The following is a 16,465-nucleotide window of genomic DNA, read 5'->3' as shown; positions in this document are numbered from 1 at the left end:
ATCACCATGAGCGCAGTCTTGAACGGCCCTGTTTTTGCCGACGTGCCGCAACCCAAGTTCCAGCCCGGCCCGGCCGGCACGCACATCACGATCCGCGGCCTGACCAAGTACTTCGCCGGCTGGCCGCTGTACGAGAACTTCAACCTCGACATTCCCAAGCACGCGATCGTCTCGGTGTTCGGGCCCAACGGCTGCGGCAAGTCGACCCTCATCAACATGATCGCCGGGTTGGTCCCGATCGATGCCGGCGAGATCCTGTTCGACGGCAAGCAGCGCAAGGACACCAAGATCGGCTACGTGTTCCAGAACTACCGCGAGGCGATGTTTCCGTGGATGCGCACCATCGACAACATCGCCTATCCGCTCAAGCTGGAAGGCAAGAGCAAAGCGGAAGTCGACCGCCGCATGGCCGAGCTGGTGGCGTCGTTCGACGTCAAGTTCGACCTGAAGCGCTACCCCTACGAGCTCTCTGGCGGGCAGCAACAAACGGCGTCGATCATGCGGGCGCTGGCGCCCAACCCGGAGGTGCTGTTCCTCGACGAGCCGTTCTCGGCGCTCGACTTCGAGATGACACTGTTCATCCGCGAGAAGCTGCAAGAGGTCTTCATGAAGACCGGCACCACCATGTTGCTGGTGTCGCACGACCTCGAAGAAGCGGTGTACCTGGCCGACCAGGTGCTGCTCCTGACCAAGCGCCCGACCAGGGTGGCCGAAATCTTGCGTTACGGCGATGCACGGCCCCGCACCCTCGAGACGCTGAGCGAGCCGAGCTTCGTAGCCATGAAAAAGCTAAGCCTCGAAATCTTCCAGCGCGAAGTCAGACGATGAGGTTGCCATGACGCCTGTGCAGATCGAAACCTATGTGGATGCGGCAGCGGCCGCGCTGGGGCTGCGGCTTTGGCCGGAGCACCGGGCGGGCGTCCTCGGCTACTTCACGCTGGCAGCAGGCTTTGCCGACATCGTCGAGGCGGTGCCGTTGGCGCCTTCGCACGAGCCCGCGGTGACGTTCGTGCCCGTGAGCCCGACGGAGCAAGAGCGATGAACCCCGAAGCGTTTCTGGCCAGCGATGCGTCGTCGATGGCCGATGCGGTGCGGGCCAACGAGGTCAGCGCGGTGGCGCTGGTGCAGGCCAGCCTGGAGCGCATCGCCGCGACCGACAGCCGCATCAACGCGTTCACCGAAGTGCTGCAGGCGCGGGCGCTGCGGCGCGCGTCGCAGGTCGATGCATCGCTGGCTTCGGCCAACGGCGATCGCACGCGCGAGCTGCCGCTGCTGGGCGTGCCGTTCGCCGTCAAGAACCTGTTCGATATCGCCGGCATCGCCACGTTGGCCGGCTCGAAGATCGAGCGCGAGAGTGCGCCCGCCCGCAGCGATGCGGCACTGGTGCGGCGCCTCGAGAGCGCTGGCGCGGTGCTGGTCGGTGCGCTCAACATGGATGAGTACGCCTACGGCTTCACCACCGAGAACAGCCACGCCGGCCCGGTGCGCAACCCGCACGATCGCACCCGCATCGCGGGCGGCTCGTCGGGCGGTTCGGGTGCTGCGGTGGCGGCGGGGCAGGTGCCGCTGACGCTCGGCTCGGACACCAACGGATCGATCCGCGTGCCGGCATCGCTGTGCGGTGTGTTCGGGCTCAAGCCGACCTTCGGCCGCCTGCCGCGCACCGGCAGCTATCCCTTCATTTCGAGCCTCGACCACCTCGGCCCGTTCGCGCGGTCGACCCGTGACCTGGCGCTGGCCTACGACGCGATGCAGGGGCCGGAGGGCTTCGGCCATCGCGATCCCGGTTGTGCGCAGCGCGATGTCGAGGCCGTCGTCAAAGATCTCGACCTCGGCGCGCAAGGGCTGCGCATCGGCGTGCTCGGCGGCTACTTTCGAGAGCACGCAGGGCCGGAAGCGCTGGTCGCGGTCGACCGCGTGGCCGACGCGCTGGGCGCGGTCAGCACGGTGATGTTGCCGATGGTCGATGCAGGCCGCGCGGCGGCGTTTCTCATCACCAACTCCGAAGGTGCGGCATTGCACCTGAACGATTTGCGCAAGCGGCCGCATGACTTCGAGCCGCTGTCGCGCGACCGATTTTTAGCCGGTGCGTTGCTGCCGGCCGCGTGGGTTGCGCGCGCCCAGCGCGTGCGCCGCGCCTACGCCGAGGCGGTGGCGCGCGTGTTCGAGCGCTACGACATCCTGCTGGCCGCGGCAACGCCTTCGGCTGCCACGCCCATCGGCGCGGAGTGGTTCGAGATCAACGGACAACGCCTGCCGGTGCGGCCGAACATGGGGCTGCTCACGCAACCCATTTCATGCGTGGGGCTGCCGGTGTGCGCAGTGCCGGTGTGGGGCGCCCACGCGACCTTGCCGATCGGCGTGCAGGTGATCGGCGCACCCTGGCGCGAAGACCTGGTGCTGCGTGTGGCCGCGGCACTCGAAGCCGCCGACGTGGTGCACGCGCCGGTGGCCTCTTTGAGTTGAACCGAAGAAGCATCCTCATGTCCCTGCAACCTGCTATCAACCTGCCCGACGTCGTCGCCGAAGTCGTTGCTGCGTTCGAGCGCTACGAAGACGCGCTTGTCACCAACAACGTCGGGGTGCTCGACGAACTGTTCTGGGACAGCCCGCTCACGCTGCGCTACGGCGCCGGCGAAAACCTCTATGGCCATGAAGCGATCCAGGCGTTCCGGGCCGGGCGCCCCGCCGTGGGGCTCGCGCGCGAATTGCTGCGCACCGTCATCACCACTTATGGGCACGACTTCGCGACCGCCAACTGCGAATTTCGCCGTGCCGGCAGCGAGCGCACCGGCCGCCAGAGCCAGACCTGGATGCGCACACCAGAGGGCTGGCGCGTGGTGTCGGCGCATGTGAGCCTGCTCTGAAATCGACGCTGGTTTCGGTGCGCTTCATCTCGGCACACTTCGTGCATACCTTCTTGTATCCAAGATGCGCCAGTCCAGGATGCATTGGAGGATCAACCCGCAAGCCGTCCCAAAACCGGAGAGAGCCATGAAGAGTCAATTCAACCGTCGCGATTCCCTTAAGTCACTCGCCGCGCTGGGCGCAGCAGGCACCCTCGGAGGATTCAGCGCATTCGCCAACGCACAAAAGCCACTCACCGTCGGCGTCATCTACGTCGGCCCGCGCGACGACTACGGCTACAACCAGGCACACGCCCAGGCCGCGGCCGAGATCAAGAAAATGCCTGGCATCAAGGTGGTCGAAGAAGAGAACGTGCCTGAGACCGCAGCGGTGCAAAAGACCATGACCGGCATGATTTCGCAGGACGGCGCCAAGCTGCTGTTCCCGACTTCTTACGGCTACTTCGACCCGCACATCCTGGCGCTCGCCCCCAAGGACCCCGATGTACGCTTTTCGCATTGCGGCGGCCTGTGGACCGAGAGCATGCCCAAGAATGTCGGCAGTTTCTTCGGCTACATCGACGAGTGCCAGTTCCTGAACGGCGTGATTGCCGGCCACATGAGCAAGAGCGGCAAGATCGGCTTCGTGGCGGCCAAGCCGATCCCGCAGGTGTTGCGCAACATCAACGCCTTCACGCTGGGTGCGCGCTCGGTCAAGCCCGGCATCACCTGCAGTGTCATCTTCACGGGTGAATGGTCGATGCCGGTGAAAGAAGCCGAAGCCACCAACAGCCTGGCCGACCAGGGCTGCGACGTGTTCACGATGCACGTCGATGGCCCCAAGGTGGTGGTCGAGACCGCCGCCAAGCGCGGCAAGATGGTTTGCGGCTACCACGCAAGCCAGGCCAAGCTGGCACCGCAGGCCTACCTCACCGGCGCCGAATGGAACTGGCTCACCGCCTACAAGACCATCATCGAAGCCGCGCAAACCGGCAAGCCGCACCCCAACTTTTTGCGTGGCGGCCTGAAGGACGGCTACGTGAAGATGTCGGCTTACGGCCCGGCCGTGACCGACGCCGCCAAGAAGCAGGCCGACGACGTCAAGGCCAAGATGATCGCCGGTACCTTCGACATCTTCAAAGGCCCGCTCAAGGACAACAAGGGCAAGGAAGTGCTGGCGGCTGGCAAGACGCAAAAGCAGACCGACATCGAACTCGAAAAGATGAACTACCTGGTCGAGGGCGTGAACGGCAGCTTCTAAAGGCTCGACGATGCGCAACGCCCTCCGCGAGATCGCCCTGCCGGTGTTCGCCATCGTGGCGGCGCTGTTGCTCTTCGGCCTGCTGGTCGCCTTTGCCGGGGTCGATCCGGTGGAGGTGTGGGTCGTGCTCTTCAAGGGCGCGTTCGGCGACTGGTTCTCATGGCAGAACACGTTGCAGCGGGCGGCGCCGCTCATGCTCACCGCGCTGTGCGTGGCCATCCCGGCGCGGGCCGGGCTAGTCATCATCGGCGGCGAAGGGGCGTTGGTGCTGGGCGGACTCGCCTGCGCGGCATTGGCCCATGCCGTCCCGTTGCCTGCCAACGTCATCGGCACCGTGCTGGTGTGCATCGCCGGCGCCATCGCCGGGGGGCTGTGGATCATGCTGGCGGGCTGGTTGCGACAGTACCGCGGCATCAACGAAACCATCAGCAGCCTGCTGCTGGCCTACATCGCCATCGGCATCTTCAAGCACCTGGTCGAAGGCGTGCTGCGCGACCCGGCCAGCCTGAACAAGCCGTCGACCTATCCGCTGCCCGAAGCCTTGCGCATCGGCGGCATCGGCGGCTCGGACATTCACTGGGGTCTGGTCATCGGCATCGTGGCCTGCATCGGGCTCGGGCTCTGGCTGCGCATCACCGCGTCGGGTTTTGCGATTCGCGTGGTCGGCGGCAACCCGCGCACCGCGCAGCTGGTCGGGCTGCCTGCGACGAAGCTGATCCTCGCTGCGTGCGGGGTCGGCGGTGCGTGTGCCGGCGTGGCCGGTGCGGTCGAAGTCGCTGCGGTGCACACCAACGCCAACGCGTCGCTCATCGCGGGCTATGGCTATGCCGGCATCCTGGTGTCGTTCATCGCGCGGCACAACCCGATCGCGGTCATTCCGGTCGCCATCCTGTTCGGCGGCTTCGGCGCGGCCGGCAGCCTGCTGCAACGGCGGCTCGGCTTGCCCGATGCGTCGGTGCTGGTGCTGCAGGGCATCGCTTTCGTCCTGATCCTGGCGAGCGAAGGGCTCCGGATGATCGACTGGAAGAAGCTGAGCGCGAAGACGCTCGGTGCGGCCTCGGCGAAGAAGACCAACACCGTGGAGGCTGCATGACCGCTGCCCGTTCAACATGACCGCCGACCAGTGGGTGGCGCTTGTCGCAGGCATCGTCGGCGGAGCTTTGCGCGTTGGCGCACCATTCCTTTTCGTCAGTTTGGGTGAATGCCTGACCGAGAAATCGGGCCGTATCAACCTGGGCCTCGAGGGCGTGCTGGTGCTGTCGGCGATGGCGGCTTTCGGCGGTGCGTATCTCACCGGCTCACCCTGGCTCGGCGTGTTGATCGGCGCCTGCGCCGGCGCGGCGCTCGCCTTGCTGCACGGCTTGTTGTGCTCGCTTGACGGCGTCAACGACGTCGCGACCGGCATCGCGTTGATGCTCTTCGGCACCGGCCTCGCGTTCTATCTCGGCAAGCCGCTGATCCAGCCGCAAGCGCCGCAGATCCCGGCGATCCCGCTCGGCGACTGGAGCGACAACCCGGTCGTTCGCTCGGCGCTGCAGCTGAACGCGCTGGTGCCGATCGGCCTCTTGCTCGCGTTGTTCCTCTGGTGGGGCTTCGCACGCACACGCGCCGGCCTGCTGGTGCGCATGGCGGGCGATTCGGCCAACGCCACGCGGGCGCTCGGCTACTCGGTGTCGGGCATTCGCATCGCGGCCACCACGGCGGGCGGCTTCATCGCCGGGCTCGGCGGTGCGTCGCTCACGCTGTTCTATCCGGGCAGCTGGAACGAAGGCATCTCCAGCGGGCAGGGCTTGATCGCAGTGGCACTGGTCATCTTCGCGCGCTGGAGCCCGCTGCGGTGTGTCGGCGCAGCCTTCCTCTTCGGCGGTGCGGGAGCCATCGGGCCGGCGCTGCAATCGGTCGGCGTGGGCTGGGGCTACCACCTCTTCAACACGGTGCCCTACGTACTCACGCTGGTGATACTGGTGTTTACCTGCAAGCCTGGCAGTGTCGCGATCGGCAGCCCGGGCGAGTTGTCTTCGACGCGCTGATCGTTCGGCGCGCCAACCCTTATAGGAATCATTGAAATGAGCGGCTTCGGTGGTCTCAACAAGTCGGCGAACGGCGTCGTCATCGGTCTGGTGCAACTGCAGTTGCCAACGGTCAAAACCAAGGCCGACCTCACGGCGCAGACGCAGCGTGTCTGCGACATGGTCGGCAAGGCGCGGCGCAACCAGGGCACGATGGATCTCGTCGTATTCCCGGAGTATTCGCTGCACGGGCTGTCGATGGACACCTCGCCCGAGATCATGTGCGAGCTCGATGGCCCCGAGGTGAAGGCGCTGCGGCAAGCGTGCGTCGACAACACCATCTGGGCCTGCTTCTCCATCATGGAAGCCAACCCCGGCGGTAACCCGTACAACACGGGGCTCATCGTCGACGACATGGGTGCGATACGGCTCTACTACCGCAAGCTCCATCCGTGGGTGCCGGTCGAACCGTGGGAGCCCGGCAACGTCGGCGTGCCGGTGTGCGACGGCCCCAACGGCAGCAAGCTCGCGCTCATCATCTGCCACGACGGCATGTTCCCCGAGATGGCGCGCGAGGCCACGTACAAGGGCGCTGAAATCATCCTGCGCACTGCGGGCTACACCGCACCGATCCGCCATGCCTGGAAGATCACGAACCAGGCCAACGCCTTCTGCAACCTGGCCTACACCGCGAGCGTGTGCCTGTGCGGTAGCGACGGCTCCTTCGACTCGATGGGCGAGGGCATGTTCTGCAGCTTCGACGGCACGGTGATGGTCGAAGGCGGCAGCCGCGTCGACGAGATCATCACTTGCGAACTGCGGCCCGATCTCGTGCGCGAAGCCCGCACCGGCTGGGGCGTCGAGAACAACATCTACCAGCTCTACCACCGTGGCTACGTGGCGGTGAAGGGCGGGGCGCAAGACTGCCCCTACACCTACATGCAGGACATGGCGGCCGGTAACTACAAGCTGCCCTGGAGCGATCAGGTGCAGGTGGTCGACGGCACCTCGTGCGGCTTTGCGGCGCCGCTGCGTGCCTACAAAGGCCACGAGACGCATCCGCTCGTGCCGCAACTGCCCGCCGAGCTGCCCGACATTCCGCAAGACCCCGACTCGGCACACCGGAGGGCTCTCGATTCATGACCGACAGCGCCACTTTGCCAGCGCTGCACATTGAGGCCGAGCCTTACGCATGGCCCTGCAACGGCGACCTGCGGCCGGCCAACACGGCGCTCATCGTCATCGACATGCAGACCGACTTCTGCGGCAAGGGCGGCTATGTCGATGTGATGGGCTATGACCTCGCGCTTGTGCAGGCACCCATCGCGCCGATCGCGCGCTTGCTGGCCGTGTTGCGGCCGCTCGGCTTTCACATCATTCACACGCGCGAAGGGCATCGGCCCGACCTCGCCGACCTGCCTGCCAACAAGCGCTGGCGCTCGCGGCAGATCGGCGCCAACGGCGTCGGCATCGGCGACGACGGACCGTGCGGCCGCATATTGATTCGCGGCGAGCCGGGTTGGCAGCTGATCCCCGAGCTGGCGCCGCTGCCGGGCGAAGTGGTCATCGACAAGCCGGGCAAGGGCTCGTTCTATGCGACCGACCTGGAACTGATCCTGCGCACGCGCGGCATCGAGAACCTGATCCTCGCCGGCATCACGACCGACGTGTGCGTGCACACGACCCTGCGCGATGCCAACGACCGCGGCTTCGAGTGCCTGCTGCTGTCCGACTGCACGGCCGCCACGGACCACGGCAACCACCTGGCGGCCTTGAAGATGATCACGATGCAGGGCGGCGTGTTCGGTGCGCATGCCACGTCGACGGCGTTGATCGACGCGGTCGGCGCGCTCGACAACTGAAAGACCGCATGGCCGCAAAGCTCAGTGCACCCGCCGATATCGCAGCGCGCTCGCACCCTATCGGCGCATTGCCCGCAGGCACCGGCGCGCTGATGCTCGACACCTACCGGCTCACCAAGCGCTTCGGCGCCTTCACCGCCATGGACTCGGTGACGATGCACGTGGAGCCCGGCACGGTGCACGCGCTGCTCGGAGAAAACGGCGCGGGCAAGAGCACGCTGGTGAAGTGCGTGGCGGGCTTCCAGCGGGCTGAAGAAGGCGGCATCCTCATCGACGGCCGGGAACAAGACATCGCCAACCCGATCGTCGCGCGCGCTTTGGGCATCGGCATGGTGTATCAGCACTTCACGCTGGCACCGGGCATGACGGTGGCGGAGAACCTGTTGCTGGCCGGCGGCAAGACGCCGGCGCTGATCGACTGGAAAGCCAAGCGCGCCGACCTCAAGGCATTTCTCGCGACCACGCCCTTCAGCCTCGACCTCGACGTCACGCCTTCGTCGTTGGCGGCCGGAGAAAAGCAGAAGCTCGAACTGTTGAAGCAGTTGTACTTGCGGCCGCGTCTGTTGATCCTCGACGAGCCGACCTCGGTACTGACGCCGCAGGAAGCCGATGAAGTGCTGGGCCACGTGCGCGACTTTGCGCGGAGCGGCATGTGCACCGTGCTCATCATCACGCACAAGTTTCGCGAAGTGATGGCCTATGCCGACAGCGTGACGGTGCTGCGCCGCGGCAAGGCGGTGCACCACTGCCGCGTCGACGAAACCAGCCCGACGCAATTGGCTGCGGCCATGATGGGCGAGGCGGGCGAAGGCGTGGCGCCACCGCCCGAAGGCGATGCGCCGGCCGAGCTGGAAGCGGTCGCGCCGACCGGCCGCGCACTCCACACGATGAAGGTGCTGGCGAGCGACGCGCCGATCGCCTTGAATGTCGAGAACCTGCAAGCCATGGGCAACCGCGGCACGCTGGCGTTGCACGACCTGAGTTTGTCGGTGCGCGCCGGCGAAATCCTCGGTGTCGCTGGCGTGTCGGGCAACGGTCAGCGCGAGCTGGTCGAGGCATTGGTCGGCCAGCGTGCACGGCTGTCGGGCAAGGTCACGGTGATGGGCCAGCCCTACAGCGCCAAGCGTGACGAGAACCGCGAACTGAAGGTACGCAGCCTGCCCGAAGAACCGTTGCGCAATGCCTGCGTCGCCGACTTGAGCGTGGCCGAGAACATGGCACTGCGCGACTTTGATCAATCTCCGTTAGCGCGCGGCGGCATCCTGAACTTTCCCGTGTGGCGCAGCCGCGCGCGTGAGTGGATCGGCGAGTACGGCGTCAAGACGCAAGGCGAGGGCGCTCCTATTCGCAGCCTGTCCGGCGGCAACGTGCAACGCGCCGTGCTGGCCCGTGAGCTGGCCGGCGACATCAACGTGCTCATCGCGGCCAACCCGGTGTTCGGGCTCGACTTCGCTGCCGTGGCCGAGATCCACGCGCGCATCGTGCAGGTGCGCGAGAAGGGCGGCGCGGTGCTGCTCATCAGCGAAGACCTCGACGAGTTGCTGGAGCTGGCCGATCGCATCGTGGTCATGAGCGAAGGCCGCGTCGTGTTCGAGACGCCTGCGGCCACGGCCGAGCGGCACGTGCTCGGCGCGCACATGGGCGGCGGGCACCACTAACCAACCGAGAAGCACACCATGCGCGTGGAAGCCAACCCCTTTGCCTACGACTTCGACATCGACACCACGGCCCTGGTGCTGATCGACATGCAGCGCGACTTCATCGAGCCCGGCGGCTTCGGCGAGACGCTCGGCAACGACGTTGCGCTGCTCGAAGCCATCGTGCCCGCGACGCAGACGATGTTGAAAGCCTGGCGTGAAGCGGGCGGTCTTGTAGTGCATACACGCGAGTCGCACGAGGCCGACCTGTCGGACTGCCCCCCCGCCAAGTTGAGCCGTGGCAACCCGACTCTGCGCATCGGCGACCCAGGGCCTATGGGCCGCATCCTCGTCAAGGGCGAGCCCGGCAACCAGATCATCGACGCGCTGGCGCCGGTCGAAGGCGAGCTGGTCATCGACAAGCCGGGCAAGGGCATGTTCTATGCGACCGGGCTGCATGAAACGCTGCAGGCGCGCGGCATCACGCACCTGCTCTTCGGTGGCGTGACGACCGAGGTGTGCGTGCAGACCAGCATGCGCGAAGCCAACGACCGCGGCTACGACGGGCTGCTGCTCGAAGACTGCACCGAGAGCTACTTCCCCGCATTCAAGACCGCGACCATCGACATGATTCGCGCGCAGGGCGCGATCGTGGGCTGGACCGCACCGAGCGACGCGGTGTTGACCGCCTTAAGCGGCACGGCCAGCGACTAACATTCCGAGGTGTCTACCGTCCGTACTCCTGCCACGCGCGCCGCTCGTCCTATCGGCTCCGCTGCTGCGGTCGCTGCGGCTGCCGCTGCATCGACGCCGGACCCCATCGTCGTTCCTGTTCCGGTGCCGTTTCGCACCCGCGCCGACGAGGTCTACGCGCAGCTGAAGCGCGACGTCGCCGAGTTCCGTTTGGTGCCCGGCGACCGCTTCACTGAAAACGAGATCAGCGAGCGGCTTGGCGTCTCGCGGACGCCTGTGCGCCAGGCGCTGTTTCGCATGCAGCAGGAAGGCTACGTCGAGGTGCTGTTCAGGAGCGGCTGGCGCGTGCTGCCTTTCGACTTCGACCAGTTCGAACAGCTCTACGACCTGCGCATGGTGCTGGAGACCACGGCCGCACATCGCCTTTGCGAAACCGACCGCCACATCGACCGCGCCGTGCTCGACACGCTGGTCGCCATCTGGCTGGTACCCGCCGCGCAACGCAGCACGGATGCGACGCAGGTCGCGCAGTGGGACGAGGCGTTTCATTGCGCGCTGGTCGCCGCCGCAGGCAATACCGAGATGGCCCGCGTGCACCGCGATGTAACCGACCGCATCCGCATCATCCGGCGCCTCGACTTCACCAAGCAGCCGCGCATCGACGCGACGTACGACGAGCACGCGAAGATCCTGAAAGCCGTGCGTGCGAACCGCGGCGACCAGGCAGCGATGCTGTTGCGCGCGCACATCGAGACGAGCCAGGCGGAGGTGCGAAAGATCACGCTGCACCAGGTGCACATGGCGCGGCACGCAGCCGGTTGAATTCCCATACAGGCGCATGGCGTCCCGCGATGCAAGCGCTGCTTTCAGATTGATTTTTTCAGGAGCAAAGACGATGGCGAAAGAGATTTTGTGTGGCTTCGGGGTCGACGTGGACGCCGTGGCCGGTTGGCTCGGGTCGTACGGTGGGGAAGATTCGCCGGACGATATTTCTCGCGGCCTGTTTGCCGGCGAGGTCGGGGCGCCGCGCTTGCTCAAGCTGTTTGAGCGCATGGACATCAAGACCACCTGGTTCATTCCGGGCCACTCGATTGAAACCTTTCCGGCGCAAATGAAGGCGGTGGCCGAGGCTGGCCACGAGATCGGTATTCACGGCTATTCGCACGAGAATCCGATCGCCATGACGCCAGGGCAGGAAGAAGCCGTGCTGGACAAGTGCATCGCGCTGGTCGAGCAGCTGTCGGGCCGGCGCCCGACCGGCTATGTGGCGCCGTGGTGGGAGTTCTCCAAAGTCACCAACGAGTTGCTGGTGAAAAAGGGCATCAAGTACGACCACTCGCTGATGCATAACGACTTTTCTCCCTACTACGTGCGGGTGGGCGACAGCTGGACGCCGATCGACTACGGCAAAAAGCCTGACGAGTGGATGGTGCCGCTGCAGCGCGGCGTCGAGAGCGACCTGATTGAAATCCCGGCCAACTGGTACCTCGACGACCTGCCGCCGATGATGTTCATCAAGAAGTCGCCGAACAGCCATGGCTTCGTTAACCCGCGCGACATCGAGCAAATGTGGCGCGACCAGTTCGACTGGGTCTACCGCGAAATGGACTACGCGGTGTTCCCCATCACCATCCACCCCGATGTGGCCGGGCGGCCCCAGGTGCTGCTGATGCTCGAGCGTCTGTTTGCGTACATCAAGTCGCATCCGGGGGTGCGCTTTGTCACGATGGACGAGATGGCCAACGACTTTGCGACGCGCCATCCTCGCGTCAAAGCCTGAGTCCCTGACAGCATGTGCGGCGTCTGCGGCTCGCTCGGCGGCGAGGAACACTGGAGCAGCGGCGCGGGCCGCATTCAAGGCGCATCGGCGCCGACGCGCCGGGCCGAGCGGGCCAAGCGCATCCGGGTCATCAACCAGGTGCTGGCCGCTGCCCGCGTCACGGTCAGCGACTGGCAAGGGCGCTTCTATCTGGTGGCCGGTCCCACGGGCAAGCAACAGGTGGTCGATAGCCTGCCCCATGTCTGGCAGGCCGTGCAGGAGATCACCGGGCGCAGCGTGGACCCGCTGGCGCAGCCCGACACGATGGGCTTCGGCCGATGAGCGAACGGATTCCCGTCAATGTGCTGACCGGGTTTTTGGGCTCAGGCAAGACCAGCCTGCTGAACCGACTGCTGCGCGACGCGTTGTTCAATAACTGCGCCGTGTTGATCAACGAGTTCGGCGACATCGGCATCGACCACCATCTGGTCGACCGCATCGAGGGCGACATCGTCTTGCTGCAGTCGGGCTGCATTTGCTGCACCATCCGCGGCGACCTGGCGAGCGCCATGCGGGACCTGTACGAGCGCCGCGAGCGCGGCGAGATACCGGCTTTTGTGCGGCTCATCATCGAGACCACCGGCCTGGCCGATCCGGTACCGGTACTCGCCACCGTGATGTACGACCGGGTGCTGCAGCACCACTTCCGTGTCGGCAATGTGATCACCACGGTGGATGCGGTCCACGGCGCGGGCAATCTGGCGCAGTACCCCGAGTGCCAAAAGCAGGTGGCGCTGGCCGACCGCCTGGTGCTCACCAAGCTCGACATCGTTGACCCCGCGTTGCTACCGGCGTTGCAGCTGCAGCTGGCCCAGGTCAACCCGAGCGCGCCGTGTCTGGCGCTCGACCCCACGCAGCTGGACGCGCGCGCCATCCTGGGCGCTGACGTCTTCGATGTTGCGGGCAAGACCGAAGAAGTCGCCAGCTGGTTGCAAGCCGGCCGCCAACGCAACTACCTGGCGCTGGCTGCGCCCGGAGGGCCTGCCGCCGCGGACGCCAACGTGCATCGCGACATCGTGGCCTTTGCCCTGGACTTGCCCGAGGCCGTCGACTGGACCGTCTTCAGCGTCTGGCTGTCGCTGCTGTTGCATGCCCACGGCACCCAGGTGCTGCGCGTCAAAGGCCTGCTCAATGTGGAAGGGGCCGAGGCCCCGGTGGTGGTGCATGGCGTGCAGCAGTTGGTGCATCCGCCGACGCATCTGGCGCGCTGGCCGAGCGACGACCACCAGTCGCGGCTGGTCGTCATCGTGCGCGGTCTGGAGCCGCAACGTGTGCAGGATTCGCTGACCCGTTACCTGAGCGAGTGTCGCTAGATCGCGCTCTGCGTTGTCGGTGACGCCAGTGCTGCGGCACCAGGTCGGGTACGGATTTTGCAAACTGAAGCGGGCCCTTAACCACCCACCTTCACTATGCCCAGCACCTCCTCTGCCACCCTGATTCGCAATGGTCGCGTCATCACCGCCAGCGACGACTACGTGGCCGACGTGCTGATGCGAGACGGCTTGATCCACACCATCGGTCACGCGCTGGAAGTCGGCGGCGATGTGCTGGTGATCGACGCCACCGGCCTGTATGTGCTGCCCGGCGGCGTCGACACCCATGTGCATCTGGAAAACGTGATCGGCCCGACGGTGACCTGCGACACCTTTGCCAGCGGCACCAAGGCCGCGGCATTTGGCGGCACCACCACCGTCGTCGACTTCGCCCTGCAAACCGCGACCGATTCGCCGCTCGGGGCGATCGCCCGCACCCAGCGCAGTGCCGAGTCGCAAGTCGCGGTCGACTACAGCTTGCATGTGATCGTCACGCGGGTCGACGCCCAGGTGCTGCAAGACGTGCGGCACGCCATGCACCACGAGGGGGTGACCAGCTTCAAGATGTTCATGGCCTACCCCGGCGTGATGATGGCCGACGATGCGTCCATCTTTCGGATGCTGCGCCAGGTCGGTGCGGACGGCGGCATGGTGGCGTTGCACGCGGAAAACGGCACGGTGATCGACCTGCTGATCCAGGAGGCGCTGGAGGCGGGCCACACCTCGCCGCGCTATCACGCACTGACCCGTCCGGCCATTCTGGAAGGCGAGGCGACGCACCGCGGCATCCGGCTGGCCGAGCTGGCCCAGGCGCCGATTTACTTTGTCCATGTGTCGAGCAACGAGGCGCTCAAGCACATCGTCACCGCGCGCGCCGAGGGCATCCCGGTGTTCGCCGAAACCTGTCCGCACTACCTGTTGTTCGATGATTCGGTGTACCAAAGCGACGACCTGGAAATCGCCAAGTACGTGATGACGCCGCCGCTGCGCAGCGCCGACAACCAGAAGCATTTGTGGCGGGCGTTGCGCTACGACGACTTGCAGGTGATCGCCACCGACCATTGCCCTTTCTGCATGAAAGAGGGCCACCTCGGCTACCGCCTGCAGAAGATGCGCGGCAAGGATGATTTCTCGCAAATTCCGAACGGTGCCCCCGGCATTGAAACGCGCCTGGTCAGCCTGTTCGACATCGGCGTGATGCAGGGCAAGCTGTCGCTGAATCGCTTCGTCGAGTTGACCGCGACCACGCCGGCCAAGCTGTTCGGCCTGTTTCCGAAAAAGGGCACGATCGCCGTCGGCAGCGATGCCGACGTGGTGCTGTTCGACCCCAACGCCAGCCAGACCATCCACGCGGAGCACTTGCACAGCCATTGCGACTACACCTTGCTGGAGGGACGCACGCTGCGCGGTCGCGTCGAAAAGGTATTTCTCCGCGGCCAGCTGATCGTCGATGGGCCGCAGTGGCTGGGGCGCGCCGGTATGGGCCGCTTCGTGCCGCGCGGCGAAGTGCGGGCTTTTTAGTTGGATCGCGTCGGCCACGACACGCACTGAGGATGGCTTGAACGACGCATGGCCGGGCAACTGCGGGACGGCGTGATTCAGAGATTGCGATAAAGCGACAAGGCGAAGCGCTGATTGGCACGGCGGCTGCAAGGCGATGAGCATGAAAGCCTCCGCGCGCTCCCCACGCCCCAATTTGGCGCCGACGCTGCCCGAAGCGGCGTCGTTCGGCCCCGTCGCGCACAACGCATGGCAACTCCATGCCGACCATGTCAGTTTCGTCAGCACCATCGGCGCCACGCCGCCCAGCATTCCGCTCAACCCTCTGCCGCTGGTGGCCGCGCCGGAGTACACGCTGTGAGCACGTCAACATCATCTGGCAAGGCGCAGAAGGTCGATGTATTTCGCGTGTCATGCAGTGGTCCGGCGGACCTTTCGGGCGTACAGGCGCTGATCGACGCGGGGCGGCTCGACCCGGCACACATCGTCGCGGTGATGGGCAAGACCGAAGGCAACGGCTGCGTCAACGACCACACGCGCGACTTCGCCGCCACGGCCTGGTGCCACTTCCTCGCGCCGCATCTCCGCTGCACGGTGGCGCAGGTGCACGACCGCGTGGCGCTCGTGATGTCGGGCGGCACCGAGGGCGTGCTGTCGCCGCACTTCACGGTGTTCACGCGTGGCTTCATCGATGTCAGCGATGCCGCGAGCGTGTCGGGCGAGAAGCGCCTGGTGATCGGCACGGCGCACACGCGCGCCTTCGCACCCGAAGAGATCGGCCGCATGGCGCAGGTAGCGGCCACGGCAGAAGCGGTGCAGGCCGCGATGCGCGATGCGGGCATCGACGATGCGGCCGACGTGCACTTCGTGCAGGTCAAGTGCCCGTTGCTCACATCCGCCAAGGTGCTGGCGGCACAACTGCGCGGCGAAGTGACCGTCACGCGTGACAGCTATGAGTCGATGGGATGGTCGCGTGGCGCCTCGGCGCTCGGCGTCGGGCTGGCACTCGGCGAATTGCCCGCAGTCGATGAGGCGGCGATCCTGCAAGACAGCGCGCTGTATTCGGCACGGGCCTCGTGTTCGGCCGGCATCGAGCTCGAAGGCAACGTCGTCATCGTGCTGGGCGAGGCCATCGGCAGCGCATCGGCTTACCGCATCGCGCACACGGTGATGCAGGACGCGGTCGATGCCAGCAGCGTGCGCCGCCTGCTGCGCGAAGCCTTCGGGCTCGACCCCGAGCGCGATGCCGATGCCATCGCGGCACGGCTGGTCAACCTGCTGGCCAAGGCCGAGGCCAGCCCAAGTGGGCTGGTGCGCGGCGCCCGTCACACCATGCTGAACGACTCCGACATCAACGCCACGCGGCATGCCCGCGCGGCGGTCGGCGCCGTGCTGGCCTCGGTGGTCGGCCAGACCGCCCTCTACGTCTCGGGCGGTGCCGAGCACCAGGGGCCAGCGGGCTTTGGTCCGGTCGCCGCGATCTTCGCGGTCGCTGGCTGAAAGCCGTGATGCGCAACGCCAACCC

18 protein-coding genes are annotated in these 16,465 nt (G+C 66.1%); all 18 read left to right on the top strand.

Going from position 1 to position 16,465, the window contains the following annotated elements; all coding sequences use genetic code 11:
• The first annotated feature begins 6 nt into the window (after positions 1-6).
• The gene (locus QN413_RS14310) at positions 7-828 is read left to right on the top strand and encodes an ABC transporter ATP-binding protein (protein ID WP_323497253.1); all 822 of its coding nucleotides are present in this window, start codon (positions 7-9) and stop codon (positions 826-828) included.
• Positions 829-835: 7 nt separating this feature from the next.
• Positions 836-1,042: a DUF4089 domain-containing protein gene (locus QN413_RS14305; protein ID WP_323497252.1), complete on the top strand. Its 207-nt coding sequence runs from the start codon at positions 836-838 to the stop codon at positions 1,040-1,042.
• Positions 1,039-2,466 (top strand): AtzE family amidohydrolase, encoded by a 1,428-nt coding sequence (locus QN413_RS14300; RefSeq protein WP_323497251.1) that lies wholly within the window; start codon positions 1,039-1,041, stop codon positions 2,464-2,466. The genes QN413_RS14305 and QN413_RS14300 overlap by 4 nt, the downstream gene beginning before the upstream one ends.
• A gap of 17 nt (positions 2,467-2,483) precedes the next feature.
• Positions 2,484-2,867 (top strand): oxalurate catabolism protein HpxZ, encoded by a 384-nt coding sequence (gene hpxZ, locus QN413_RS14295; RefSeq protein ID WP_323497250.1) that lies wholly within the window; start codon positions 2,484-2,486, stop codon positions 2,865-2,867.
• A gap of 127 nt (positions 2,868-2,994) precedes the next feature.
• Positions 2,995-4,107 (top strand): BMP family ABC transporter substrate-binding protein, encoded by a 1,113-nt coding sequence (locus QN413_RS14290; protein ID WP_323497249.1) that lies wholly within the window; start codon positions 2,995-2,997, stop codon positions 4,105-4,107.
• Between the two features lie 10 nt (positions 4,108-4,117).
• Entirely contained in the window at positions 4,118-5,200 is a 1,083-nt protein-coding gene (locus QN413_RS14285) for an ABC transporter permease (protein ID WP_323497248.1), read from the top strand.
• A 16-nt stretch (positions 5,201-5,216) separates the two neighbouring features.
• Positions 5,217-6,137, top strand: coding sequence for an ABC transporter permease (locus tag QN413_RS14280; RefSeq protein WP_323497247.1), 921 nt, complete (start codon positions 5,217-5,219; stop codon positions 6,135-6,137).
• 36 nt (positions 6,138-6,173) lie between these two features.
• Positions 6,174-7,259: a formamidase gene (locus QN413_RS14275; RefSeq protein WP_323497246.1), complete on the top strand. Its 1,086-nt coding sequence runs from the start codon at positions 6,174-6,176 to the stop codon at positions 7,257-7,259.
• Positions 7,256-7,978: an isochorismatase family cysteine hydrolase gene (locus tag QN413_RS14270; RefSeq protein WP_323497245.1), complete on the top strand. Its 723-nt coding sequence runs from the start codon at positions 7,256-7,258 to the stop codon at positions 7,976-7,978. Before QN413_RS14275 ends, QN413_RS14270 begins: the two co-directional genes overlap by 4 nt.
• Before the next feature lie 8 nt (positions 7,979-7,986).
• Complete coding sequence (locus QN413_RS14265) at positions 7,987-9,636, top strand: ABC transporter ATP-binding protein (protein ID WP_323497244.1); 1,650 nt, start codon at positions 7,987-7,989, stop codon at positions 9,634-9,636.
• Positions 9,637-9,654: 18 nt separating this feature from the next.
• On the top strand, positions 9,655-10,329 hold the full coding sequence (locus QN413_RS14260; RefSeq protein WP_323497243.1) for a cysteine hydrolase: 675 nt from the start codon (positions 9,655-9,657) through the stop codon (positions 10,327-10,329).
• Positions 10,330-10,434: 105 nt separating this feature from the next.
• Entirely contained in the window at positions 10,435-11,130 is a 696-nt protein-coding gene (locus tag QN413_RS14255; protein WP_323497321.1) for a GntR family transcriptional regulator, read from the top strand.
• Positions 11,131-11,203: 73 nt separating this feature from the next.
• Entirely contained in the window at positions 11,204-12,088 is an 885-nt protein-coding gene (locus tag QN413_RS14250; RefSeq protein ID WP_323497242.1) for a polysaccharide deacetylase, read from the top strand.
• Positions 12,089-12,100: 12 nt separating this feature from the next.
• Positions 12,101-12,409, top strand: coding sequence for a hypothetical protein (locus QN413_RS14245; protein WP_323497241.1), 309 nt, complete (start codon positions 12,101-12,103; stop codon positions 12,407-12,409).
• Positions 12,406-13,440 carry a GTP-binding protein gene (locus tag QN413_RS14240; protein WP_323497240.1) on the top strand — a complete coding sequence of 345 codons (1,035 nt, stop codon included), beginning with the start codon at positions 12,406-12,408 and terminating at the stop codon, positions 13,438-13,440. The genes QN413_RS14245 and QN413_RS14240 overlap by 4 nt, the downstream gene beginning before the upstream one ends.
• A gap of 96 nt (positions 13,441-13,536) precedes the next feature.
• A complete protein-coding gene (gene hydA, locus QN413_RS14235) occupies positions 13,537-14,961 on the top strand; it encodes a dihydropyrimidinase (protein WP_323497239.1) in 1,425 nt (474 codons plus the stop codon).
• Between the two features lie 142 nt (positions 14,962-15,103).
• Positions 15,104-15,301 carry a hypothetical protein gene (locus QN413_RS14230; protein WP_323497238.1) on the top strand — a complete coding sequence of 66 codons (198 nt, stop codon included), beginning with the start codon at positions 15,104-15,106 and terminating at the stop codon, positions 15,299-15,301.
• Positions 15,298-16,440, top strand: a complete 1,143-nt coding sequence (locus QN413_RS14225) for a ring-opening amidohydrolase (protein WP_323497237.1) — start codon at positions 15,298-15,300, stop codon at positions 16,438-16,440. Before QN413_RS14230 ends, QN413_RS14225 begins: the two co-directional genes overlap by 4 nt.
• Positions 16,441-16,465 lie beyond the last annotated feature (25 nt).

The organism is Variovorax sp. LG9.2 (assembly GCF_035018885.1).
Taxonomy (GTDB): domain Bacteria; phylum Pseudomonadota; class Gammaproteobacteria; order Burkholderiales; family Burkholderiaceae_C; genus Variovorax.
Note: the sequence above shows the minus strand (reverse complement) of the source record. Positions and strands in the feature narration are given on the sequence as shown.